Consider the following 25,439-nt stretch of genomic DNA (forward strand, 5'->3'; position numbering starts at 1 on the left):
GTTACCAGTTTTTCCAGTGCCCCTTTGGATCAACACTTGCAAGTCTAACCCATCCATTTTGAACTTTTTCTCGAAATGTGAAATCATTATTTAGCAAACGTTCTATATATTGACTAGGCGCTTGAATTACAATTAGTAAACGAAGTGGTGAATGATACGTCTCACTATCTGACTGCATAACGGATTGCCAAGGTAAGCCTGGCAACAAATCACTTGCATTTCCCTGCATAACACCTAGACCCGCGGTTACAGTTTGGGTTGTTTTGTTTCCACTACCATAATAATGAGGAGCTACAGTTGAAGCGTAATATTGTAGATTTATCCACTGAGCTACTGTTCCTGGTCCTGCAATAATGTTAGCTAATATATCGCCACTTTCATCCTGTTTCCAATCATAATTATGAAGGAAAGCCCTACCTTCTAAGTCACAATCCTGAGTTAATTCTCGTTGCCCGATAATAAAAGATGCATTACGAGCTAATCCCCATTCTGGACGTATTTCACTCCAATCTTCTGCAAATCGATGTGCCTCTTTACTCGCATTTTTTATTTTCGTTTTAAAATTTGGTAATTGCGTTAAACGCTCTCTATTTGCATGTTGGCTCACATTTGGCATAATCGATTCGATACAATCAAATGCTTCTTGCGCAGTTTCCGAAAGTTCTGGGACGTAAATCCATTCCAATTCGTCCACTGTTGTTTTATGTTCAGCTGCTGCAAAAATGGTATCCTTAGGAATTTTAATACCTTCAGCAAACAACGCCTCTCTCACTTCTGGAAGATTACATAAAGTAGCAAAAACTCTTGCATTGAATCCTCCTGCTGCTCCGCCACAAGCACCACACTCAAGTGCTGCAGCATAAGGGTTGTTCGTACTTTGACTACTATGTCCGCACATTACAACTAAAGGAGCAAATTTTTCTGTCAGTCCCACTATTTTTAAAGCTTGACGCACATAGTTCACTTTTTCTTCTTTTGTAAAACCGATAGGTATCTCACCCTTTGTGTCATGAACATGATTAAGCGAGAATGTTGTATCAGGTTTTTGTAACATAGTTTTACGAAGTTTACGAATGAAACCACCAACTCCTCTTGGGACAAAGCTTCTTGTCACCATCTGTAGACCAAGTAAAGGACCACTTAACTCAGGTAGCGCCATACTTGTCATTACGTTCTGTTTCATCGTTTTAAAAGTATAACGTACCGAACTGCCTACCCTCTTACGCTGCTCATAAGATTTAAGTTCATTTTCATTTGTGAGCTCTTTTATTTGATGTTTCGGTTTGAGTATAACTGGCAAAGAAGGATGGTTGTTATTACTACCTAGTTCACTAGTTGCAATTGGTAACCCAAAGAAACCAGCTATTCCAAATGTTTCAAACGGACCTAATTTTTCAAGGTGGCGACGAAACGGTTCTGAACGTACATCAATACAGAATGCTAATTGAGCTAATACACGCTTTTTATCATTGGTTGCACGTTGTGTAGAAGCAATCTTCTCCCTTAATTGCTCTGCATGCGTTTGTTCCCAAGCTTCCAGCCAAAGTTTCCTGCGAATATTTTCATCAAAACGATAAGCGAATGCTAATAATTCACTTTGTTCAGCAGCAGGCATTTGTAACCATTCCCGTGTTGAAATATTCCCCCAATAGATCCAAGAAGCTATAAGTGGGACGATCGAAACTTTTTTCTCAACCTTTTGATTTTTTAAAGGTAAATAAGGTTTTACAATAGCCAGCTCCATAGAAATTCGAACTGCTAAATATTCTATGAGAAGTTCCTGTTCCTGAATTGATTGTTGTGAGCGCCATCGTATCATTCCTGCCCACCCAGGCAAAGAAAGTAAGTGCCCTTCAAGGTAAGATTGTATGTTAGATTCAGAAATTCCTAGTTCAGATAATGCTCTCGCTAAAGCTACTTCGGCATCTTGTGGCCAATTTTTTAAAACTTTACGCTCATTTTTACTGAGCGCTGGATCAAATGTAATAAGGTGTTGCCATGCGCGATAAAAACCTTTCTCTCGATTTGGCATCGTCCAATTTGATCCGGATTCATCAAGATATAATTTACACCATTTAATGATATGATAATTAAGAACATCAGATAGGTTTTCACTATTTTGACTCTCTATAAGCGAACTTATTGGCTGCATAACAGAGGCTTGCATACTTGCTGTATTTATATAATTCATTTCTTCTGCCAATTTATTTACTTCTGGTGATGATAATAGACTAGAAGGTAATTTTTCTAACTTTAAAGCTGCTTGGCAAAATCGCTCTGCTTTCTCTCGCGGAATATGAAAAGATTGTGAATCCAGCCAACGAGACAAACTCATTTGTAAAAATGATTCCTCAATCTCACCTTTCGCTTTTGCCGAATGAATCATGGAGGCACTAGGATAAATATCCACATTACGAGCTTCTTTTAACCAATTTGCGACTTGTTCAAATGATTGCTTTTCAAGTCCCATCCAAGGGTGGTGAGCTGCAAACGTAAAGATAGGCCAAAGTGGCGCAATAACTCGGCTAGCAGATGCAACTAAATCATTTATATTATTTTCTTGCATATCAATGTTTGTATCTTTCTTTAATATTGACGGTATGCTCATCACGAATTACCTCCCTTTGATACATAATGTTTCAGATAGCTTGGGTGACTTTCTACTGACTTTCGTCTCGCCTCACCTACTCGAACTAACCAAAGATAAAGTACAGCGAATAAAGTAGAAGATTGATGACGAGTAACGAAAGTACTAATAACACTACTAAATAGTAAAATACATATAACAAAGATAACGGCTGGAGCTGAAGGTTGAACACTTTGATAAATATCAGTATGCAACCATTTATAAAGAGAATTATGAACGGTAAAGTAAATGAGAGAAAATCCAATCAAAACAATTACGCCAGCAATTCGTCCCATTCTTCCCTCTCCAAAAACAACAAGCTGTTTCCATGAAAAGTATAGTGACCAGCCTAAGATTAACGCACTAACTAGTTGATACCCCTCTCCAGAAGTCATAAACCAGAAAGTAATTGCTATAAATAATCCTAAAACACGCCCAACTATAATCCATAAATTGGACATCTTTTCATTAGACTGATTCACTACCCCAAAACGTTGCACGGAAGAACCAGCTTGTAAAAATAGTGTAGCTTTAAACAAACCATGTAAAATTAAATGAATAATAGCCGCTAAATAGGCACCTAAGGCACATTGAATAAGCATAAATCCCATTTGTGCAATAGTTGAACCTACTAGCTGACGTTTATAATCAACTTGGACTAAACTAATTCCTGTACCTATTAAAATAGAAATACTAGAGAAAATTAGTAAAATTATTTGTGCAATATCATCATGAAAAAGAGGTGAAAATCTAGTTAACATGATACCGCCAGCATTTACTAAACCCGCATGCATAATAGCAGAAACAGGAGTTGGAGCAACAGCAGACTCAATTAACCATCTTTGAAAAGGCCATTGTGCTGCTGGAATCATCACCGCTAATATAATTAATAAGTTAATTCCTGTTCTCTCCAATGTTCCATGTAGCACTACATTTTCATTCGTTAAAACTGATGTTAACTGCCACTGTCCTGTTACTTGAAAAAGCCAAATGATAGCTGATAGTAAGGCAATCCAACTTATTGTAAATAGGTAGCCAGAGATTTTAGTTGCTTCACTAACTACTTTCCACCCTTTATTTAGCCCTATAAGTAGAACCAATCCTATAAGCGTTGCTCCCCAACAAATGAGCATTAAGCGCAGATCATCACTTAACCATGCAACCGAAGATACACCTGTAGTAAATGTAAAAAGTGCAAAGTATTTTCGATATGAGCGATCTCCCATTAAATAACGTACAGAGAAACGCTGAATGATTAAACCAATTGTAAGAACAAAGAAAGCCATTAACCAAGCTAAAGTATCTAGATGCCAAGGCCCCACAACTCTATCTCCATTGTTATTAACAAGTGCGAGTAAAGAAACCAATGAAGGTAAAGCAGCGATACCAATATGGATATGAACAAAACGTAAAGGTATCCTTGCATTTAAAAATAATAATCCACTTAGCCAAGAAGCACTAAGCGCCATAAAAAATAAAGTTAACAGTGTTGATGAACTCAGCGAAATTAACATGTTAAATACTCCCTTCTAAGCGAAAATATCCTATAAAAATTCCTTTTCATTACGATAGTTTTTTTAATTTCAATTTTCATTCACTCTTTTTAGTACATCGTTTTTTCCCATAAAAAAAACCGACAACTTCCATAATTCAATGATTTTATATCATCATTGAATTATGGAGATTGTCGGTTTCACTTCAACTAACTTCAATAAAGTTTTTTGAAGAGCTCCCATTTTATAGAGGATAGTAATGTATGTATTACTCCTATTAAAAATAACAGTATATCTCTGATCTCCTAGATTATGCAATCAATATATCAATTTATGTTATGCGCTATCTTTCAATTAAGAAACTTTTTCATTTAGTCAATATTACATATTAAAAAAATGCTAAAGCCTTAATTATAGCAAACAGTTAAAATAAGCATCTATTAATTTTTTAAAACAATTATAAGATAAACTATATTAAGCAATTTGTCAATTTATTTATCAGTTTTTTGAGCGTTATTCCAATTAAAATTCAGTACACGTAAATAATTTCAAGTTTTTAATTATTATCATGTTAATAAATATAAATAAAGTGCAAAACTTTTAGGTTTCTTAATTATCTCCCACTAACCCTACGATGATTTTAATTTTTAAAACTTTTCCTCAAGATTATGAAACAATTTAAAAATCATTACTCGCTCACCTGTACGCGAACTTATATCCGTATGAAAACTTTTCACTTTTTCTCCAGTTAATTCTAGTATGATCTCTTTCAAATCGTCAATTCCAGATTCAACTAGCTCCGAACGATTTTTCTTTATCGTTAGCATACCGTCTTTCGTTTCGCAAACCGTATATTCAGCCGGTGTTAAAATACCTTGTAAATTTACGAATAATCATATCCCGCAATATATCTGTCTTAACGGATATAGATCCGCGTCCTAGGTAGTCCTTTTCCCAGTGAGTAATTGCTTTGCTTATCTCTGATTCAATCGAGCCTTTTGAGTTTTTCATCTATGTATCCTCCTTCAATAAAATGTAATTACATTTATAATTACAATAACAATATAATAATCTGGATTGATTTTATTTTCAATTATTGAGAAGAATTTATAGGAATCGTTGTCATGTATCCTTTAGTATTAAGGTGAATTTCTATATTGTAATATACGTTTTTTGATTATTACCCGACAAAATACTCTTACTATAAAGACTCTGTTGCATAGATTTCAAAAAGGACATTCCGGAGAAAATAAGAAAACTCTTGTAACGTAATACATAAACGAAAGAGCCGATTTCTTTATAAAATAAGAAATCGACTTTTGGCTTAGTTATTGATTTAGTAATGGAAAACACCTTTTTAAAATAATTATGTTTATACTATAGACGTTGATCTTTCTGAAAGTTTAGTTGAAAATGATCCGCTTCATTGTATACCCCGAATTCATATCCTTTTTCCTTATAAAATTTAATAATTTCCGGAAGCGCTTGTAATGTCTGTAGTTTTTCATGCATTAGAACTACTTCCACATCTTCTGTTGTTGTACGCTTTACATTTTCTATAATTTGCTGTGGGTTACCTTTTAATTTCCAATCATTTGAATCTATCGTCCAATCCCAAACTTTTATTCCTGCTTCTACAATTTTGTTACGAATGTCCTGCCCCTTTAATCCTGGTGCAGATCCATATGGGGGACGGACTAGTTTAGGAGTTGTACCTGTAATATTATGAATAAGAGCTAACGTTTCTTTCATCTCCGTTACAAATTGTCCTTTTTTGTATAGCTTATCACTATTATGTGTCATACTATGTGCACCAATATAATGTCCTTCTTTTACTGCTCGTTTTACATTTTCCTGAAAAGCGGTATTCTGTAAATTGCTACCTTGCATAAAAAATGTCGAGGCAACATGTTGCTCTTTTAGTACATCTAAAAATTTTCCAGTAAATTCGCTAGGACCGTCATCAAATGTTAAATAAACAACCTTTCCTACTGGTTTTCCATCAGGTCTTTTCTGTTTTGCCAGCGATGTGTCCTCTTTCTTTCCTTGTTGTTGCGTATTAGCTAGCCTAATACTTTCATTAGCTACCCCTTTTGCTGGGATAGAGTTCCATTTCCCTATTAAAAAGAAAGTGAAAAAGGTCGTTGCTAAAACAACTACTAGAGATAGTATTGCCTTCGTTACTACACTTATTTTTTTCTTATTTTGTGATTCTTTCATTATGTTTCAATCCTTTCCCTACTCATTTTCATATTCATTATTTATACAGCTAAGCATTAACTCCAGCTGATATTTACAATAAATAGATTAATAGAGGAAGGTGAAGATAAAATGCAGATAATGTCGAAATTAGTTAAAGAATAGCCTATTGCATCCACTCTTTAAAAAATATTTTTTCTCTATTACAGTTAAATTTGAAAACTGAATATACATCCAAAATAAAAGATACTACTCTTTCTAAACAATATTTTTATATCAAGATAACAGCATGTCGGTATAAAGATAAAATACAAAGATAGCCGTACAATTGAAATTCTATTATAATTTTGTAATTGGAATTCATTTGAACCAAATGAAGAACTAGAAGAAATATTATTATGTGGAGGTGCCCCAATGAACCTTGTAATTAGAGAATTAGAAACAAATGATTTAGATAATCTTCCGGAGATTGATGACAGTTTTATAGTGAATGCTCGGTTAATTCTTTCTCTTTCCAAAGTAAATAGACGCATAGAATATACAGTAGAAGACATTCCGAGTTATGAAAAAAGTTATTTACAAAATCAAGATGATAATGAAGAACTGCCTTACAATGAATATATAAATAAACCTAATCAAGTCATTTACATAGCACTGTTACATAACCAAATCATTGGATTAATGGTATTAAAAAAGAATTGGAACCACTATGCTTACATAGAAGATATAACGGTAGATAAAAAATATCGTACAATCGGAGTTGGTAAAAGATTAGTTGATCAAGCAAAGCAGTGGGCAAAAAAAGGCAATATGCCAGGTATCATGCTTGAAACGCAAAATAATAATGTCGCAGCATGTAAGTTCTATGAAAAATGCGGATTTGTAATTGGTGGGTTTGATTTTCTTGTTTATAAAGGTTTGGATATTGAAAATGATGAAGTTGCAATTTATTGGTATTTGCATTTCGACTCTTAACGTTAAACTTAGTCAAAATAAAAACCCCAATCTCTCAATAGTAAAATTGAGAAATTGGGGTTAAGCTACTTAACAATTTTTTTCATTTAAAACAAGTAACTAATTAATAATCCTGCTGACAACAAGAAGCCGAAAATCGTATTTGTCATCGCTGTTGATTTCATTGCGATGCGCATATACCCAGGATCCTTTGCCCCTTTTTTGAAACTTTGAATTGCAGAAATTGGCTTTCTCAAACCTAGGAACATAACTAATGCCCAAGGGCTTATATAACCCATTAATACAATTACGGCAATCCATAAATACGCAATGAAAAAGGCTACCGCTAGTGTGACCACAGCTTTCTCTCTCCCAAGGAGGATTACTAATGTCTTTCTTCCACCTTTAATATCTTCTTCGATATCTCGGATGTTATTCGACATATTGATTGCACCTACTAAAATTCCAATTGGAATGGAAATCAATACACTTTCAATCGTTACAGTATTCGTTTGAATAAAGAAAGCAATGAGTACAAAACATGTTCCCATTAACAATCCAGAAACTAATTCTCCAAACGGGGTGTACGCAATTGGTAATGGACCGCCTGTATATAAATAGCCAACCGCCATTCCAATTAAACCGATGACGACTAACCACCAGCTGCTATTCATACAAATATAAATGCCAATAAAAGCTGCTACGACATATAATAAAAGCGCAACTGTTAACACATTTTTTGGCTTCAATCCATGACGGACAATTCCGCCACCGATGCCAACGGATTCAGCGGTATCTAATCCACGTTTGAAATCATAGTACTCATTAAATAAGTTCGTTGCTATTTGCAATGCTAAACATGCAGCCATCATCGCAATAAATAACAGCCAATCAATTTTGGCAACATAAAGTGATGCCACTGTTCCTAAAATTACAGGAGAAAACGTCGCCGTTAACGTATGCGGGCGTGTCATCTTCCATATTAATTTAGCGGAACTAATTTCTTTTTCTGTCCCCATAACTCATTTCAATCTCCCTACATTTAAGTATAAATTACTAGCAGTATCTTTCTATCTATTTCCTGCCACGCATCCATTCATTATATCAATAAATGATTGTCCTTTCTAACAAATCAACTTTTAATAAGATGAAAAATTATAAAATGAAACTTTCATCAGTAGGAGTTTTGTCATCCCCACTGATTATTAGTACATATCCATTGTTTTTTTCCGGGCAGCCCTCCCTCCCATTCGCTGAATTTTGTGGTGGGAGTCTTACTGTCCGTTAATGCGGGATAAAAAAGAAGTCAAATTACTTCCAAACAACACCTCGCCTCTCATATTCCATTCTGTATTCAACAGCAGCCGCAATTTTAGGACTTGCGAATCTTTCCGTGATCCAAAGTCCCAAATCAACTCCTGAAGTGACTCCTCTTGCAGTGATAACATCGTCTTGATCTACAATTCGGTAATGAAGAAGCTCTGCCCCGTATTCACTCATTTCATCCTGTGCCAAATAGTGCATCGTTGCCTTTCGACCGTTCAATATACCAGAGGCTGCTAACAGCATACCCCCTGTACACACGCCAGCAACGATTGTTCCTGCATTGTACATCTCGCTAATCATTTTAGTCAAAGTTCCAAGCTCTGCTTGCTTTCGTGCCCCATGCTCTGCTTTATGATTCCAGCCACCACCAGGTACAATTAACAAATCTGGACGATTCTCCATTCGTAAAAAATCATGTAGTTTAACTGTAACTCCAAACGAGGTAGTAACTTCCTTCTTTTGTTCACTCGAAACGAATTCAACTACAAATTGAGCCCCTTCTTCTATCGCTCTTTTCAGTACCTCAAACGGTGCGAAAGAGACAAGTTCTCCGAAACCATCAAACAATACTATTTGTATTTTCATTTTCGCACACCTCATATGCTTTCTTTTTTAAATTGTAGATATATATAATGATTGGACAATCTCAAAGTGTAAATTGTAAAGTATACCTAGATTATTCAAATAAAAAATAATATCCCACATAGTTAAATACATTTGTAAACCCTACATTTTCTACAACTGCAACAGAAGGCTTGTTCAATTCCATACAGTCCCAATATGGAATAATATCATTCTCCAAACAATCTTTCACAAAACTATGCGCTATCTTTTGAGCTAATTTTCTCCCTTGGTGACCTTCTATCGTTTCAATATCTATACAGTGTATATTTTCAAAGACGAACCCTGAAAAACAAACACTCACAATTAAATCATCATAAACAATGCAATAGCCAATCCCCTCATTGAAAAAAGAATCCGGTGAAGACCAAAACTCTAAAATTTTTGATTGTAAAAAATCAATGTTCTTAAATGTATTATTATTATTTTCATAGAGAGCTTTACTCATTTTCAGTACAGTATATCTCTGTTCAAATTTAGGCTCATGATGATTTTCATAATCCTCTTTTCCTAGCATATACACTCTTTGATTCCAACTCTTTAATTTACGATGCTGAAATATTCTTTCGATTGTTTTATTCCACTTCGAATGATTCCCGATTCCTTCAAAGCAATCTAATCCTACTTTCCTCGCCTCAGGTACTATTACATGATTAATAAAACGATTCACTTCTTTATTAAACTCTTCATTTTCAGCATCTCCAATAAAGAAGAAGCCATCATTATTACCTAACCAAATAAGTCCCGAATTAGGAGAAGTCACGTTATCTACAAATATACGACCAGGATTCACTCCTGCAATTACAGCACGTACCTCTAATTGACCTTGTTCATTCACTAAACGATTACACCTATAAAAATCATCCTTGCTTAGTTCACAGATCATACGTTACACCCCCTTTTTTAAACTGTTCTATTCTAACTTTACCATTTTACATAATATTCTGCATTTTTACTAAGAGTAGTTTTAAAGCGATGCGATAAATAAATGAAATACATAATAAAAAAGAGCCAATCTCCAACACAATAGAAGATTGACTCTTTCCTTTATTTACTCCCCTGTTTTAGAAAATCGCTTTATACGTTCTCCAATTTCATCTCGAACACGTTGAAATTCAGACCACTCTTTTCCTGCTGGATCATCAAATCCCCAGTGAACACGATTCACATGCGGCGGAGTAGATGGGCAAACAGAATCCGCATGACTACAAAGCGTAACGACTAAATCAGCACTATTTAAAATGTTTGCATCAATTATATCTGATGTTTGATTTGTTATGTCGATATTTACTTCGTTCATTGCTTTAATTGCGTTTGGATTTACTCCATGTGCTTCCATTCCTGCAGAATACACATTCCACTTATCCCCTAAATATTGTTTACCCCACGCTTCTGCCATTTGGCTTCGGCATGAATTTCCTGTACATAAGAAATAGATTGTCTTTTTGTTTTCCATGTTGTTTTCCACCTTTATTTTTGAATTTAGACTGGTTGGTCATTAAAATATTTACGTTTAAACCAAAAGGAAACATTTACAAGTGCAATCATTACAGGGACTTCAACTAACGGTCCAATGACAGCTGCGAATGCTGCGCCCGAATGAATACCAAACACACCAACTGCTACAGCAATTGCTAACTCAAAGTTATTACTACCTGCTGTAAATGCTAACGTTGTCGTCACCGGATAGTTTGCACCAATGTTTCTTCCCATAAAGAAAGAAACAAAAAACATTACAATAAAATAGATTAATAACGGAATCGCTATTCTTACCACATCTAGTGGCACGCTAACAATCATCTCTCCTTTTAAAGAGAACATAACGATGATTGTAAATAGCAATGCAAGTAATGTAAGTGGACTAATTTTAGGTATAAACACTTTTTCATACCACTGTCTTCCTTTTAACTTAACTAGTACAAAGCGTGTCAACATACCTGCTATAAAAGGAATTCCTAAATAGATACATACTGATTTTGCTACTTCTATCATTGTAATATCGACAATAGCACCTTCAATCCCTAACCATTCTGGAATTACAGTTACAAATACGTATGCATAAACTGAGAAAAAGAGCATTTGGAATACCGAATTAAAAGCAACTAAACCTGCCGCATACTCTTTATCCCCATCAGCAAGATCGTTCCAAACAATTACCATTGCAATACAACGTGCTAATCCAATCATAATGAGACCAACCATATATTCTGGTTTATCAGGAAGAAAAATAATTGCTAAAACAAACATAAGTACCGGACCAATAATCCAATTTTGTACTAAAGATAGAACTAACACTTTTACATCTTTAAATACTCGGCCCATTTCCTCATAGCGAACTTTCGCTAACGGTGGATACATCATTATAATTAATCCAACAGCAAGCGGAATAGACGTCGTTCCAACTTGTAATGTATTCAGTCCGTCTACTACACTAGGGAACACAAACCCTAAACCAATCCCAACAGCCATCGCTAGAAAAATCCATAGTGTTAAATATCGGTCTAGAAAAGATAAACGTTTCATTTTATTTTCCATCTCCTATTAACAACAAGAATTTTTAGCTACCTCATTTGAAGTCGCGCAACAAGATGACTCTTCAATTTTGTGAACATTACTATCTGCTTTCGTATAAAAGAATTCCCATTCATTCCCATCTGGATCTGTTACCCAAAACTTATCTTGCACTGCATAGCAACAAGTCGTATCCATCTCATCACGCGCGAAGAAACCTTCTTTTTCTAATCGTTCTTTATGCAATGTAATTTCTTCAGCTGTATCCACTTGGAAACCAAAATGATTTACCTGATTTCCCTTCACTTCATCTCGCACGTTCAGCGTAAAATTAAGTCCTGGCGTCTCTAATAAAAATTTTGCATAATCTGTTTTCACTTTAACTGGTGAAACACCAAATACCTTTTCATAAAATTCAATAGACTTCTCTAAATTCGTAACGTTTATACCGACGTGAACATATCTCATACCTTATTCCTCCTTTTTATATATCATTAATCAATTTTTTTTGATTAATAACTCAAAATTTTAACAGCAACTACCTTTCCCTGTTTTTCTAAAGATACAGCACAATTCTTCTGATAATAAATTATTCACTTCCGCATCATTTAAATCATAATAACTCCACGTACCTTTTGTTTCTTTTACAATCAAACCTGCATCTAATAAAATTTTTAAATGATATGATAATTTAGATTGCGTCATTTCAAAAACTTCTGTTAAATCACATACACACGTCTGTCCTCGCTGGCAAAGTTCATACATGATTTCTAAACGTTTCTGATCCGCCAACGCTTTAAACTTTTTCTCATAGAGCTGAAAATTTTGTGCCACTGTAGTTCACTTCCCTTCATCAACTTTTTTTGATATTTATAGTATATACGTAGATGAGTTCTATATGCAACTTATTAATCAAGTTTTTTTGATTTATCTAAAAAACTTCCTCGCATCATATCTTTGTTACAATTAAAAAAGACCATAACCTTTTCAAAAATGAAAAACTATGGTTCTTTTTACAACTTAATAGTTACAATATTTCCGAGAAATGGAGTCTCTATAACTATTTTAAATTTTAATTTGATCATTATAGAGTAGTGCCCCATCACCCTCAATCTAAGAAAAACAAATACCCCAAAATGAGAAAAATCGATATGCTCTTGTTTTTGGTGCATATTCATAAAAATAGTCTAAATCCTTAAGTTGATGGTTGTGGGGCGGGCCCCCCATAAGAACGGTATCTAAAAGATTGTATGATAGGTGTTAGTTCCATTCCAATGGCCTCAGCCGGCGATTAACTCAAATACCGATTTCGGATGACCGCCATGTGATGAAGTTCGTGTCCTGCGACGCCGTATGCGAGGGCGCGCGCCGTAATGCTTAGGTTGTTGGCTGTGCCCTTGCGGGTCCACGCCTCCGCTGGTAGCCCGCGCAACAATGTAAGCGTTGATTGCCGTACGGCCCGGTAGTCTTCGGCCAATTGCGCGGTTGTCCAGCTTCCGAAAGGAGGTATGAATAATTCCTGATCGAAACCGGTCAGAGGCGTCTGGTCCCCTCTTGCGAACCGGAGCAGGCGGTAGGTCATGACGCGTTCCGCGTCTGTAATGTGGCCCACGACTTCTTTCAGCGTCCATTTTCCTTCCGCATACCGATATGTGGCCTGGCTTTCGGTCAACGATGCCAGGAGCTCGGTCATTTGCTTTTCCTGGGCGAGCAGAATATCGATGATGTTACCGTCCGGCACCAAACGGATATATTCGCCGGAGCTCCCGGCATATTCTACTTCTGACGGTCTTTGATTCATGCGTAGTCACCTCTTTATGTAGATATAGAAAATTATAGCACTCGTCTATGTCTAATAAATTCGCGAAATAATAGAACTTCCCTTCTAATAATTGAGGATAAGCAACTATTTAGTCAGTCGCCACACTATCCTGATTCGTTAGCACAATAAGCAACGCTAATCAATAATGCATAAAAATTAGAAGTTATACAATATTTCAAAGTTATTAATATATATTAGATTATTCCGAAACATATATAAATACATTTTGTCGAAACTATTAAAAAGGGAGAATTTCTCTAGCTGGAGAATTAATAATTGTGTTACCAATATGTAAAAATCTCAATTTAAAATTAAAGGAGAACAAAATGGGACAAATAATTGTATCGATGTACCTCTCACTAGATGGTGTCATGGAGGAACCAGCTTGGACTGCTCCATACTTCAATGAAGAAGTAGCAAAGTTTCAATCCGATTTACTGTTTGAAAGTGAAGCGCTTCTACTAGGGCGAGTAACCTATCAAGGTTTTGCAGCTGCCTGGCCTTCTATGACTGATGAAGAGGGTTTTGCTGATAAGATGAACAGCATACCTAAATTTGTTGCTTCAACAACTTTGGAAAAAACCGAATGGAATGCAAATCTTATCAAGGGTAATATTGTAGAAGAAATATCGAAACTGAAGGAACAGCCCGGTCAGAACCTTTTAATTTATGGTAGTGGTGAGCTTATACAGACATTGATGCAACACGACCTCATTGATGAATATCATTTTATGGTCAATCCTGTTATCGTGGGAAGCGGAAAGCATCTCTTTAAAACCGGAAACGATACAAAGGCTTTAAAACTGATCGAAACAAGAACGACCAGTTCAGGTGTCGTTATTCTTTCCTATCAGCCGGAGAAAAAAGAATAATTATTGATAAATTATATAAACAAAAAAAGATTGACTCTTTCAGATCAGGAAAAGTTAAAAATAACTTCCAATAACAAGAATAATGTAAATAAGCTGTCCATGTGGACAGCTTATTGTTTTTTTGCTTAGCGTGCAAAATTCGCGTCTTGTTCGCGTGACCCCAAACAGTACGATTTTATTTCAAAGACACAACGATCTTACTACACACTTTTTATTTATCCCACACTCTCATCTACTAATATTACTATTTTTTATTACTAATGTTGCCGTTTCACTCGGATGGCTAAGAGGAAAATGATGGCCATATGGAACAAAATCAACCTTACCAAGATGCGATGGAGCAGAATAGCCTCTGTCATACTCCCCCCAAATAATGTGAAGATTATACTTTGTTACTTCATTGAAATCACCTTGATCATTTTTTAGTAGTAAACTGTTAAGCTGAACCGTAGTATTTAAAATTCTAGGAGAAGTAAAACTGTTTCTTATTTTTTCAATATAATATTCAGGGATGCTCTCCATACTTTCAAACAAACCATTACTTAATAAATATCGCCCTATCAAATTAGTAGTTGCCAGTTTTAATTTCCATTTGTTCATAAATTGAGGAACTTTTAGCGATTTAGCATTTTTTTTAACAACAGGCGGCTGAAGTAAAGTGATTGAATACTTCTTATCTATGTACTCTTGTACCAATGCTTCCAGAAGAATAAACGCACCGAATGAATGGCCAATTAGATGTGCACCATTAGTAGCTTTCTCCAATAATTTTTTCACTACATTCAAATAGATATCTAGAAGATTTTTCTCTCGTTTAAAAGGAGAACGTCCCAAACCTGGAAGATCCAAAATCCATACAGGTTGACCAGTTTTTTCATGAAGCTCTTGTGCTAAAGGAAATAAATCCTCTCCATCACTCAATAAACCATGTAATAAAATAAACGGTTTACCCTTTCCTTGTAATTGGTAAAGGGTAGTGTTATCGCATAATGTTCGTTTAAATAAATGATTATGCCGGCCATTTTGATACATCATTCGATAATCCAGATCAGCTACTACGGCAGGGAAAAATTTCATTACACTCGTCTTCTTAAACCAATCTCCTCCCATAATTTTTTTCGCTGAAACATTTAAAAATTTTTGTCTTGTAATAAAATTCAGTCCATCAGAAGGAATTTTTGTTATTTTACTTCCTCCACTATTCATAATTGCTTTCATAAATGGCATTGGAACAGAGATTTTTGGTGCCCTCATATTCATACTTTCCGACATAATACTTAATAATTCAGCAATGTTCTGATCGTGCTGTTTGTCTTCAACAAGTGTATATGTTTGAATAGTCGGTTGCTCCAATCTGAAAACCTGCACAATAAACTTCGCAAGCTCATCGTTTGAAATAAGTGGTAACCTATATCCCTTACCTCCAGGAATCACTGGCATGAGCCCTCTTCGCATACTCATCACAAGCAAACCTAACCCTGCTATCTGCTCTGTACTCCCTGTTTTACTACTACCGACTACAGTTGGCGGATTAATTACAGAAAGCGGATAACCTACTGCTGATGCCTGCTGACGGATATAAAGATCTGCTAAAAATTTTGTTCTCTCATATGGATTTTTTATTTTCAAATAATTGTTTCCTTCTTTAAACACATCAATTGCAATCTTGCTATTTTTATCATCAAAAGGACTCATATAGCCTACAACATGAATAAATTGTTGCAAACCCTTCAATTGATGAATACTTTTAGCTAATTCACTAATATGTTTGGCGCCATTTAAAAATACGGAAGCTGCCTCTTTACTTGTCGCTTGAATATCCATGGGGCCTCCTGCGTGAATAATCACATCCGTTTTCAATACCCTCTCCTTATCTTCAGCACTTAGACCTAAATCTATTTTCGTCAAATCACCTTCAATAAAGTGCATAACTTCCTTTTTTAAGATGCCTCTTTCTTGAAAAAGGCGTGTTGCTTTATTTTTCGACCTCACTAAAAGAAGAATTTTAACATCCTCTTTGGCTAATTCTTTTACCAATTGCTTTCCAATAAAGCCTGTTCCGCCAGTTAAAAATACTGTTCTCATATAAAATCCCCCTTTTAGTACTATTTAGTACTAATTTGATGTAAAAAAAATGCTTCTTTTATCGAAGCAATTTAAAAAAATGATCTGCTGTTTTCGTAATTACAGTTGCATCCTTCAATGTTTCTGAAATAAATAACGCTCCTTCAAGATTTGTAATAAAAAGTGATGCAACCTCATCAATATTAATCGTATTTCTGAATTCTCCATTCTCTACCCCTTGTTTAAGTAATAGAGAAACTTTCTTTTGTAATCCTGTAAAAAAAAGACCTATTTTTTCTTTTATTTGCGTGGCCTGTGTAGGACTTTGAATATAAAGAGTAATAAATGGACAGCTTCCCTTATACTCTCTCGATTGAACTCCTTGTGATAATTGCTTTAAAAACAGTTGGATACGATCTTCAACTAAAAATTGGTTCTGAGAAAGTACGTCATCAATTGCAGATTGATACATTTCAATCCAATAATCAACAACCCCTTCTAATAATACTTCCTTATTAGAAAAGTGATAATACACATTAGACTTTGAAACTTTGCTTACACGTACTAATTCATCCATACTTGTATAAGCAAACCCTTTTTCTAAAAATAATGTTGCAGCTACTTCAATCACACGTTTTTGATTCATTAATTTTACCTTTGTCATAACTAGAACTATATAGTACTAATTTAAATATTGCAAGTATTTATGTTAATTTAGAAAAAAGTTGAACTGAACCCCGAAATTGTTCATTCACTATCGTCTAATAGAAGTCACCATACATGCCCATCAACTTAAGAAAAAGAAATGCCCCCAAAACGAAAAAATGAGCGGCTTCTCAGAATAATTATCTGTAGAGAAAGAAAATTTTAATTTAGGAGTATATGAAAATATTAGCTTGATGGTGATGTGGTGCTCCCCCAATATGTAAATAAAAAGTAGGAGGAGCCTATATTAACAGACTCCTCTTTAAAATAGCCATTCTATACATGTTAGAAATAAATTCATTTTACTAATAATGAATATTCACCGTTTTTATCATCGAATTTATATACATTTAAATAATATTTACCTGGTTTCGCTGCGAATTTCCCCTTTATAACATTTCCTTCATCTTCACCACAAGCTACATAATTTTGCATGTCTGATTCATGATAAAGCACCCATGTCATCCCAATATTTTGTTCATTTACCACAGAAATATCTACTTCTTTTGGATCTGTAACATTAAACGTATAAACATCTGTTTGATCAGGAGTAATCAGATTTCCTTTTACAAGCGTATTAAACGGGAGTACCTTCTCCTCTTCATAAGATTCACTTGTTTGCGGATCTTGTTTTACAGTAACTTTTGTTTGTTCTTTGCTTTCTTTTCCTCTACTATCTTTTACTGTTAGTTCCACAGTGTATGTTCCTTTTTCTCCATATACATGGGTAGGATTTGCTTCTGTACTTGTAGTACCATCTCCAAAGTTCCATAGATAAGAAATAACTTTTCCATTTTCACTTTTTGTACCATCGCTATGAAATTGAATCTCTTCATTTACTATCCCGCTGTATGGTCCATTCATATTTACTATAGTAGTTGTTTTTTCCTTTTCCTCTGTCGCAACACCATGAAAAACAATATCATATTCAAACTGGTTAGCTGCATTCACACGATAGTTTACGAAATAGGCTGTAACTGTTTTATAACCACTCCAACCTTTTTGGGATAACTGCTCTAAAGTTTGGTTTACTTGTTTACTCATCGCTTTCCAATCTTCAGACTCACCTTTTGATGTACCACCTGTGTACTTGCCTTCCACGGTAAATGTATTAAAGAATTGCGACTCATATTTTGTAATTTTGGCATCTTTTATATTTGCTACATCCACAATTTCGTTTTTCACTTCAGCTAGCGGCTTTGGTGCATGTTGAATTAAATAATCATTTGTTACTTTCGGTACATTATATTTATCTTGATTATCAATCAACTGCTGCATATACGCTTGATATTCTGCATTCAATTGTGTATTGTTGCTCAATGATTCACGATATGAGTCATAATTTTTCACATCGTTTGCACGGATTAAATCTTGAAGCTTATCAAATGTTTCAAATTGATGATTATACAAATATGACTGTAGTGCAAAGGAATACTTATAAAAGTCCCATGATCCATATTTTGAGAACAAAGTTTGCTTTACTGTATAACGGCTTGCTGGATCAGATGATAAGCCACTTATCATACTTTTACGCGGAACAACATTATTTGTACGTGTAGATCCTGCAAAAAATTCTGCATTCCCTTCTTGGAACCAAGTTAATCGTTCATTTTGATACATTTCTCCGCTTCCAAATAAACCAGGAACCTCATACCTTCCTTGTAAATAATGAGTGAATTCATGACGGAATAACTCTTCTAAACTATAAATACTCTGCTTTGGCGTACGCTCATATGTAAAGAAGGTCCCCTTCTCTTCAATATAAATTCCACCGTTGTTTGTTTCATATCCATATAATTGTCTATTTAATTGATATTCATCTGGATTATTATAAATTACTATTGTTAGTACATCATCAGCGTTACCTGGTTCTAGCGCTTTATCATTACCAATTACACGGTGATATTGTGCTTTTACTTCTTTGGCTGCCCAATATAATCTCTTAATTTTTTCTTCTGTTACTTTATCTCCCGTCTTAAAGACAATAGATCCGTCATCAAATGTATATGTTTTAGGTAAGTATTGTTGTTTCCCTTCTTCACGTATTTTCTGTAAATCTACTGCATTTCCACTATAATCTTTTCCACCATAGTTTGTTTTCATTTGTTCTACTGCTACAAAATAAGCTCCACTTAAACGAGGATACAAGTTCATCGCTTGTGTAATAACTTCCAATCCTTTGTTTGGATTACTATGAAATTTCCCTAAACGTCCTGCATAATAAATGCCATTATTAATTAACCAACTATTTTCATTTGTTATATTCCCCACGAGAGCAATTCTATTAACCTCATTTATAAAGTTATCAATCTTTCCATACCACATTGTTTCATTAGGTTGCTTATTCGTATCCTGCAAATAAGACTGTATATCATAATCAATTCCTTTTACAATTTCATATACGGCTTGTCCTTTCGCATAATCGCTTACATACGTAGAAAGATTATCATTATAGTGTTTTAAAACATTTACCGCATACTGTACTGTTTCAGTATCACTAGAGGCATTACCAATTAATTTTCCATACGCAGTTACTACTCTATCTTGCTCAGCTGTACCTAATGTGAAGTTTCGATTTTTCGCGATTGCTTTCAATGCTGGTAAACACTTGTCATGGAAGCTTCTCTCTTTTAAGTAACTTAATTCATTATTATAATATCCCACATAAAAAGCAGAACGTAATACTTCAACAAATGTTTCAATGCCCTTTGAATTTTCTTTCGTAAACGTCCTTCCTCGTTGTCCTAATTCATTAATGATAACGTTCATGCGTTCTTTATTCTGATAAAATGCTTTCGTATCTTGATTGAATTGAAATAAATCCGTAATTTGATTCCAAGAAATTTTTGATAATGTATCAATGAGTTCGCTATTAGGCATTTTATTCAGTTCTGCCAAAGTATAGCTTTGCTTTAATTGAATTTCATCACGTTTCATAACCAGAGTAGGACGTTGTGAAAAATCTCCTATTTTTAAACGCTCTTCAAAATTCAAAGTTTCGTCCGCTTTTGTAGCATGTACAATTTCATCTTTTGAAGTTTCTGTCCCCATTGGTTTCATCTGTAAGATATTATAGGGTGCTGTTTCTTCTGCTGATACCTGTGTTTGAATACTTCCAAATGATAATGCCATTGTACTAATCCCAATCATCATTTGGGTAAATCTTAAATTCTTGTTCATTACATTTCCTCCATTTATATATTCCACCCAAAAATATAACATTTTATCTTAATAAATTATTATAATATGTATTATTTCATATTTAATTACATGAATTTCCCTATAAAATGATATTAAATAAAACATTATAGAATTTTTTTCTTTTTTCATTCTTACTCATGAATTGGGTATATCTTTTGTTTGAAATTTACGAGTTCATCGCAAGAAACCAAACTCTCTGGCAAAATTTCGTAAGATATTTGGCGATAAAAATCTTTGAATTTCTTAAGTAAATAGTTGTAATTCATCGGATACAGAAATAGATATACAAAAACGTCATCCTTTCTTATAATTTTACAAAAAGAATAACTTATTTTTTTATAAAAAATACTCGTCAAAGTGTAAAACAAAAAGGGCTATCTCAGCCCTTTTTGTTTTATAAATCCTCTATATTATATTCGGTATATTCCTCATAATAGTAACTAATATTAATACTTTTCATGAATATTTCATGACTATTTATTTCATCTACTAATGCATTTTGGAGTAAATGCTTAATTTCAATATCTTTAATTGGGCTGCGTTCTATTGCAGTAAATAATCTTCTTTATCAATTTTATTGCAGTCGATCACCTGATGAAGTTCATTTTTAAAGATTAAATCTAGCCATATTCTATTCGCTCTACCGTTTCCTTCTCTAAAGTGGTGGCTATATTCATTTCAACTTAAAGAGAGTCTGTGTTTTGGCACAAGCTCTTTTTTATTACATTTCAAATATATTCAACAAGGTGAGTCTTTTGCAATTACAGCAATATAGAAAAAAAGTCTGGTTCTGATATAAAAACTTCAAAATAAACGCAATTAATCTATAAAGCTCGGACATACCAATGAAGAAGCATTCAAACGAATCCGGGCTGTTTAAATTTGATTATAAAACTATTCTTCTCTAGCAAAATAAAGCAAGGCTATGGTCGGAAAAGCGATTCCTATCCATAATGTTAGATTCCATCCTCCTAAGGCATATGCCCATCCTCCAATAAAGGATCCAACAGCACCTCCTAAAAAGAAAATAGCCATAAATAGCCCATTTAATCGACTACGAATTTCTGGACTCAACGAGAAAATTAAACGTTGGCTAAGCACAAGGTTTGCAGATACTCCCATGTCCAACAGAATTGCAGCAATTACTAAAACAGCTATTCCAAAGGACGAGCTACTTTGAATAAAAAGTGGGAGTATTAAAGAAATAATAACAACAGTGAGAGCTATCCCAGTGGCGGGTCGTGTCCAGCCAAGATCAGCTAGACGACCACCTATTGGAGCGGCTATTGCACCTGTAATTCCGACAAGTGCATATAATGCTATGGCAGTCTGAGAAAAATGAAAAGCAGGACTAAATAATAATAATGGAACAGTGGTCCAGAATAAACTAAAAGCCCCAAATACACAAGCATGATAAATGGCGCGACGGCGTAAAATTGGAGTAGTACGTAGCAGTTGCCACATTGAATTAAGTAAGGCTATATAATTTGTTTTTGCCTTTGGTTTCCTAGTAGGGAGTACTTTCGATAATACAAACGCTAAAACAATAATTACAGTAGCAGATAAAGCAAATATTGCATTCCATCCCCACATATCGGCTACTAGACTAGAGATCGGTCGCGCAAGCATAATACCTAATAACAGACCACTCATGACATTGCCAACTACGCGACCGCGTGCATTCTCAGATGAAAGATATGATACAAGAGGTACGAGCACTTGCGCTGCGACCGAACCCAGTCCGATAAAGAATGAAGCAATTAACAACAAGGTTGCGCTTTTTACAAAAACCATAGAAATGAGTGCAAATGCACTTAAAAATAACAATATAAGTATCAATTTTTTATTCTCAACAATATCCCCCAAAGGCACAAGAAATAATAAGCCAACAACATATCCAATTTGAGTTAGCGTTACAATTAATCCAGCGCTACTATTAGAAAGCCCAATTTCATTACTAATTAGCCCAATTAAAGGCTGTGCATAATAAAGATTAGCCACAATAATACCACATGCAGTTGCTAAAAGAATGATTAAACCTGATGAAATGTCCTTATCAATTGCTTTATTTTTAAAATTAGACATAAGTATTTCCTCCCATACTTTTATTTCAAAATTACTAAATCACTTTGGCAAGTACTACTGCGATGCCATTTTTTATTGTAATAAATTAAGTCTGAGCTAATTTCCATTCTGCTTTTAAAAGGTCCAATTTCCTCTCTTTTCCCCCCCCTTTTCTAAATGTTTTTTAGCAATGTAATTTGTGATTTTTGGAACCTAAATATATCCATACCATTACAAGATGTTAGTTAATTAATAAACTGAACGTACAGTTCATTAATTAACTAACATATATACTAGACGTTCAGTTTTGTAAATAGGATATTTCGTTTTTTGTTCGTATTAAGTATACTAAACGTATAGTTTATGTTTTGAAAGGAATGATTAATGTGCAAAGTAAAAGAGGTCGACCACGTAATATTGAAACCCAAAAGGCCATCCTGTCTGCGTCCTATGAGTTATTATTGGAAAGTGGCTTTAAAGCAGTCACAGTCGATAAAATTGCAGAACGTGCTAAAGTCAGCAAAGCTACGATTTATAAATGGTGGCCAAATAAGGCTGCTGTGGTAATGGATGGTTTTCTTTCTGCTGCTGCCGCCAGATTGCCTGTACCTGACACAGGTTCAGCGTTGAATGATATTTTAATTCACGCCACAAGTTTAGCCAATTTTTTAATCAGTCGAGAAGGAACCATTATCAATGAGTTAGTTGGCGAAGGGCAATTTGATTCGAAACTAGCAGAGGAATATCGTGTTCGATACTTCCAGCCACGTCGACTGCAAGCAAAGCAACTTCTGGAGAAGGGAATTAAAAGAGGAGAATTAAAAGAAAACCTCGATATTGAATTAAGCATCGATCTCATTTACGGACCAATTTTTTATCGTTTGCTAGTAACTGGTGAAAAGTTGGATGATTCCTATGTACATGATTTGGTTATAAACGCCTTCGAAGGGATACGTTTGAGGTAATTAACATATAAACAAAGATTTAGATTTCCACTGTTTCCTATACTGATGTAACTAGTATTAACTTGGTAAATAAAGTATCTAATGTTTTAAAACTGATGTATATGGGGTTTTCCCCCATATGCATCAGTTTTAAAAAAGGCTTAATCTACAAGCTATTTTGATAACGTAGTATTAACACATCCAAGCTTTATTTAATACCGTTTTTATCATTATCAAAAACCCTGATTTTTGCTAACACAATTAAGTCTTATTGCCGTTCTTGTTCCATTACTACAAAGACCCCAAGTTCCGCTATGATATATTGGAATGAAGTGAAAGATAACATGTTTGTAATAAAATTGTGTACAATGCTAGGATTACCAAAATTAACATTCTATCTTTTGAAAACACTTTGTGATTTTTGAATGATAATTAAATTGTATAGACTCGAAATTAAACATATAAATATCCTTTACAATAGCGAATTCTTAATTACATTATAATCCTCTATTGTATTCACATCATAAAATAATTTAGCATCGCTATATACAGTAATCTTACCTTGGAAAGACTTGTCAAAGAAAATGGAGCGCGCACCTTGATCCCCTTTTAGTTTTTTTAAACTCGGAAAAATCCCCTTTGAAAATAAAATTGGTGGCTGTGGGATACCTTGAAAGCTAGCAGCTACATAATCAAGCTGTGGGAGGTGCTCATAACTATCTATTAATGAATTTAAAAGCTTAACTGTAATAAAGGGTTGATCTGCAAGCATTACTACTACTCCATCAGCATTCATACTTTCTGCCTTTTCTAAACCACAATGGAGAGAGTAAGATTGACCCAGACATGATTTTTCACAAGAAAGAATATGAACCCTTTCAACTTGTGTATAATGTAACAACCAAGACGGTTGATTTGAAACTACTATAACATCACTCAAATTGGAAGAAAGTGATGTATGTAATGCTTTATTCCCAAGTAATGTATTTCCAGTTGGAAGGTACAGCTTATGTAACCCCGGACCTGTTCTTCTACTCTTTCCAGCTGCTAGATATATTCCTACTATTTTCATCGTTCTTCATCCTCATTATTTGTATCATTTCTGCCAGAATGCTTATAGCAATTTCCATTGGTCCCTCGGATCCAATGGATAAACCAGCAGGAGAGAAAATCCATTTAGGTTTATCCAGTCCTCCTAGCAAACGTACGGTACGATATCGGGACCCTAAAATACCTAGGTAACGACAAGGATGGTTCTGCAATAGACTAAGTAGTTCTTGATCCCGTTTGAAATGATGTGTCATTATCATTATAAAATCCTGTTTCTTTATAGATATCCTGGATAGAATCTTTTTTGGAAAACCGACAACATGCCTATCCGCTTCTGGAAACCGTAGCGGTGTGCATAATCCCTCTCTCCAATCACAAATAGTAACAAAAAACCCTGTTTTTTTTGCTAAGGAGACAAGTGGCTTGGCATCTTCTCCTGCACCAATTACAAACAATTTTGGTCGTGGTTCGAAGCAATATACATATAGATGTTCATACCAACCATTTTTCAATTCAGGAAGTGCTGGAATTTCTCCTTCCCAATCTCCAAATTCATCTCCTTCTTCGCTAAAAAAAAGAGTCTTCGATTTTAATAAATCTTTTATCATCCAGACACGTAGCCCTTTTTCTGTATATTCTCTTACTTTTCGTAAATACTCTTGATATATATAATTCACTTTTTCTAATAATATATAAATAATTCCATTACACCCTACTCCCCATGATAAATCATTTTCTTCCCTCATATCGAATTCATGTATGCTCCATTTTTCATTAATTAAATCTTTAGTATAAAGATAAAGTTCTTCCTCAATACACCCCGCGCTGAGCATTCCAACCTTTGTCCCATCTTCTCCAAATACCATCATTGAACCTTCTTTCCGGTATGATGAACCGGCTACCCGAAGGATGGTTGCAATAGTGTAACCTTGTGGGCTTGCTATTACTGTCTCTAATATCTCATGTATATCAACCATCACAATTCTC

General features: G+C 34.6%; 20 protein-coding genes and 1 pseudogene. 3 read left to right on the forward strand and 18 right to left on the reverse strand.

Annotated features, from left to right (window positions below):
- Position 1 precedes the first annotated feature (1 nt).
- From BC_RS15730 to BC_RS15745, 4 genes and pseudogenes are all read right to left on the reverse strand, one after another.
- Positions 2-2,608: a DUF2309 domain-containing protein gene (locus BC_RS15730; protein ID WP_000026962.1), complete on the reverse strand. Its 2,607-nt coding sequence runs from the start codon at positions 2,606-2,608 to the stop codon at positions 2-4.
- Positions 2,608-4,140 carry an NADH dehydrogenase subunit 5 gene (locus BC_RS15735; RefSeq protein ID WP_000908940.1) on the reverse strand — a complete coding sequence of 511 codons (1,533 nt, stop codon included), beginning with the start codon at positions 4,138-4,140 and terminating at the stop codon, positions 2,608-2,610. Before BC_RS15735 ends, BC_RS15730 begins: the two co-directional genes overlap by 1 nt.
- Before the next feature lie 626 nt (positions 4,141-4,766).
- Positions 4,767-5,130 (reverse strand): annotated as a pseudogene (locus BC_RS15740) (DUF2294 domain-containing protein).
- A gap of 366 nt (positions 5,131-5,496) precedes the next feature.
- Positions 5,497-6,339 (reverse strand): polysaccharide deacetylase family protein, encoded by an 843-nt coding sequence (locus BC_RS15745; protein WP_000665154.1) that lies wholly within the window; start codon positions 6,337-6,339, stop codon positions 5,497-5,499.
- Positions 6,340-6,732: 393 nt separating this feature from the next.
- Here BC_RS15745 and satA point away from each other — a divergent pair, with 393 nt between their 5' ends.
- The gene (satA, locus tag BC_RS15750) at positions 6,733-7,293 is read left to right on the forward strand and encodes a streptothricin N-acetyltransferase SatA (RefSeq protein ID WP_001055000.1); all 561 of its coding nucleotides are present in this window, start codon (positions 6,733-6,735) and stop codon (positions 7,291-7,293) included.
- An 86-nt stretch (positions 7,294-7,379) separates the two neighbouring features.
- Here the strand turns inward: satA and menA are convergent, their stop codons facing one another.
- The 8 genes from menA to BC_RS15790 all read right to left on the reverse strand — a co-directional run bounded on the left by menA (position 7,380) and on the right by BC_RS15790 (position 13,531).
- Positions 7,380-8,291, reverse strand: coding sequence for a 1,4-dihydroxy-2-naphthoate polyprenyltransferase (menA, locus tag BC_RS15755; protein ID WP_000536365.1), 912 nt, complete (start codon positions 8,289-8,291; stop codon positions 7,380-7,382).
- A 292-nt stretch (positions 8,292-8,583) separates the two neighbouring features.
- Positions 8,584-9,183, reverse strand: coding sequence for a DJ-1/PfpI family protein (locus BC_RS15760; RefSeq protein ID WP_000701573.1), 600 nt, complete (start codon positions 9,181-9,183; stop codon positions 8,584-8,586).
- 91 nt (positions 9,184-9,274) lie between these two features.
- On the reverse strand, positions 9,275-10,105 hold the full coding sequence (locus BC_RS15765; RefSeq protein ID WP_000562830.1) for a GNAT family N-acetyltransferase: 831 nt from the start codon (positions 10,103-10,105) through the stop codon (positions 9,275-9,277).
- A 165-nt stretch (positions 10,106-10,270) separates the two neighbouring features.
- Positions 10,271-10,675 (reverse strand): arsenate reductase (thioredoxin), encoded by a 405-nt coding sequence (arsC, locus tag BC_RS15770; RefSeq protein ID WP_000428363.1) that lies wholly within the window; start codon positions 10,673-10,675, stop codon positions 10,271-10,273.
- 26 nt (positions 10,676-10,701) lie between these two features.
- A complete protein-coding gene (arsB, locus tag BC_RS15775) occupies positions 10,702-11,742 on the reverse strand; it encodes an ACR3 family arsenite efflux transporter (protein WP_000826549.1) in 1,041 nt (346 codons plus the stop codon).
- Between the two features lie 18 nt (positions 11,743-11,760).
- Positions 11,761-12,198 carry an ArsI/CadI family heavy metal resistance metalloenzyme gene (locus BC_RS15780; protein ID WP_001271013.1) on the reverse strand — a complete coding sequence of 146 codons (438 nt, stop codon included), beginning with the start codon at positions 12,196-12,198 and terminating at the stop codon, positions 11,761-11,763.
- A gap of 60 nt (positions 12,199-12,258) precedes the next feature.
- On the reverse strand, positions 12,259-12,564 hold the full coding sequence (arsR, locus tag BC_RS15785; protein ID WP_002026021.1) for an arsenical resistance operon transcriptional regulator ArsR: 306 nt from the start codon (positions 12,562-12,564) through the stop codon (positions 12,259-12,261).
- Positions 12,565-13,021: 457 nt separating this feature from the next.
- On the reverse strand, positions 13,022-13,531 hold the full coding sequence (locus BC_RS15790; protein WP_001076326.1) for a DinB family protein: 510 nt from the start codon (positions 13,529-13,531) through the stop codon (positions 13,022-13,024).
- A 347-nt stretch (positions 13,532-13,878) separates the two neighbouring features.
- On the opposite strand from BC_RS15790, the gene BC_RS15795 reads away from it, so the two are divergent.
- Positions 13,879-14,424: a dihydrofolate reductase family protein gene (locus BC_RS15795; protein WP_000529753.1), complete on the forward strand. Its 546-nt coding sequence runs from the start codon at positions 13,879-13,881 to the stop codon at positions 14,422-14,424.
- Positions 14,425-14,652: 228 nt separating this feature from the next.
- On the opposite strand, the gene BC_RS15800 is transcribed toward BC_RS15795, so the two are convergent.
- From BC_RS15800 to BC_RS15815, 4 genes are all read right to left on the reverse strand, one after another.
- Complete coding sequence (locus tag BC_RS15800) at positions 14,653-16,509, reverse strand: alpha/beta fold hydrolase (protein ID WP_001261126.1); 1,857 nt, start codon at positions 16,507-16,509, stop codon at positions 14,653-14,655.
- A 58-nt stretch (positions 16,510-16,567) separates the two neighbouring features.
- Positions 16,568-17,134, reverse strand: a complete 567-nt coding sequence (locus BC_RS15805) for a TetR/AcrR family transcriptional regulator (RefSeq protein ID WP_001072323.1) — start codon at positions 17,132-17,134, stop codon at positions 16,568-16,570.
- Positions 17,135-17,490: 356 nt separating this feature from the next.
- Positions 17,491-20,373 carry a collagenase ColA gene (gene colA, locus BC_RS15810; protein ID WP_001039012.1) on the reverse strand — a complete coding sequence of 961 codons (2,883 nt, stop codon included), beginning with the start codon at positions 20,371-20,373 and terminating at the stop codon, positions 17,491-17,493.
- Between the two features lie 915 nt (positions 20,374-21,288).
- Positions 21,289-22,479: an MFS transporter gene (locus BC_RS15815; protein ID WP_000064481.1), complete on the reverse strand. Its 1,191-nt coding sequence runs from the start codon at positions 22,477-22,479 to the stop codon at positions 21,289-21,291.
- Positions 22,480-22,844: 365 nt separating this feature from the next.
- Here BC_RS15815 and BC_RS15820 point away from each other — a divergent pair, with 365 nt between their 5' ends.
- Positions 22,845-23,423, forward strand: coding sequence for a TetR/AcrR family transcriptional regulator (locus BC_RS15820; protein WP_001190900.1), 579 nt, complete (start codon positions 22,845-22,847; stop codon positions 23,421-23,423).
- A 451-nt stretch (positions 23,424-23,874) separates the two neighbouring features.
- Here BC_RS15820 and pucB read toward each other — a convergent pair whose 3' ends face one another.
- Both pucB and BC_RS15830 read right to left on the reverse strand, forming a co-directional pair.
- A complete protein-coding gene (gene pucB, locus BC_RS15825) occupies positions 23,875-24,474 on the reverse strand; it encodes a xanthine dehydrogenase accessory protein PucB (protein ID WP_000706287.1) in 600 nt (199 codons plus the stop codon).
- Entirely contained in the window at positions 24,434-25,429 is a 996-nt protein-coding gene (locus BC_RS15830; protein ID WP_000227607.1) for an XdhC family protein, read from the reverse strand. The genes pucB and BC_RS15830 overlap by 41 nt, the downstream gene beginning before the upstream one ends.
- Between the last annotated feature and the right edge of the window lie 10 nt (positions 25,430-25,439).

Source organism: Bacillus cereus ATCC 14579 (genome assembly GCF_000007825.1).
Classification (GTDB): Bacteria; Bacillota; Bacilli; order Bacillales; family Bacillaceae_G; genus Bacillus_A; species Bacillus_A cereus.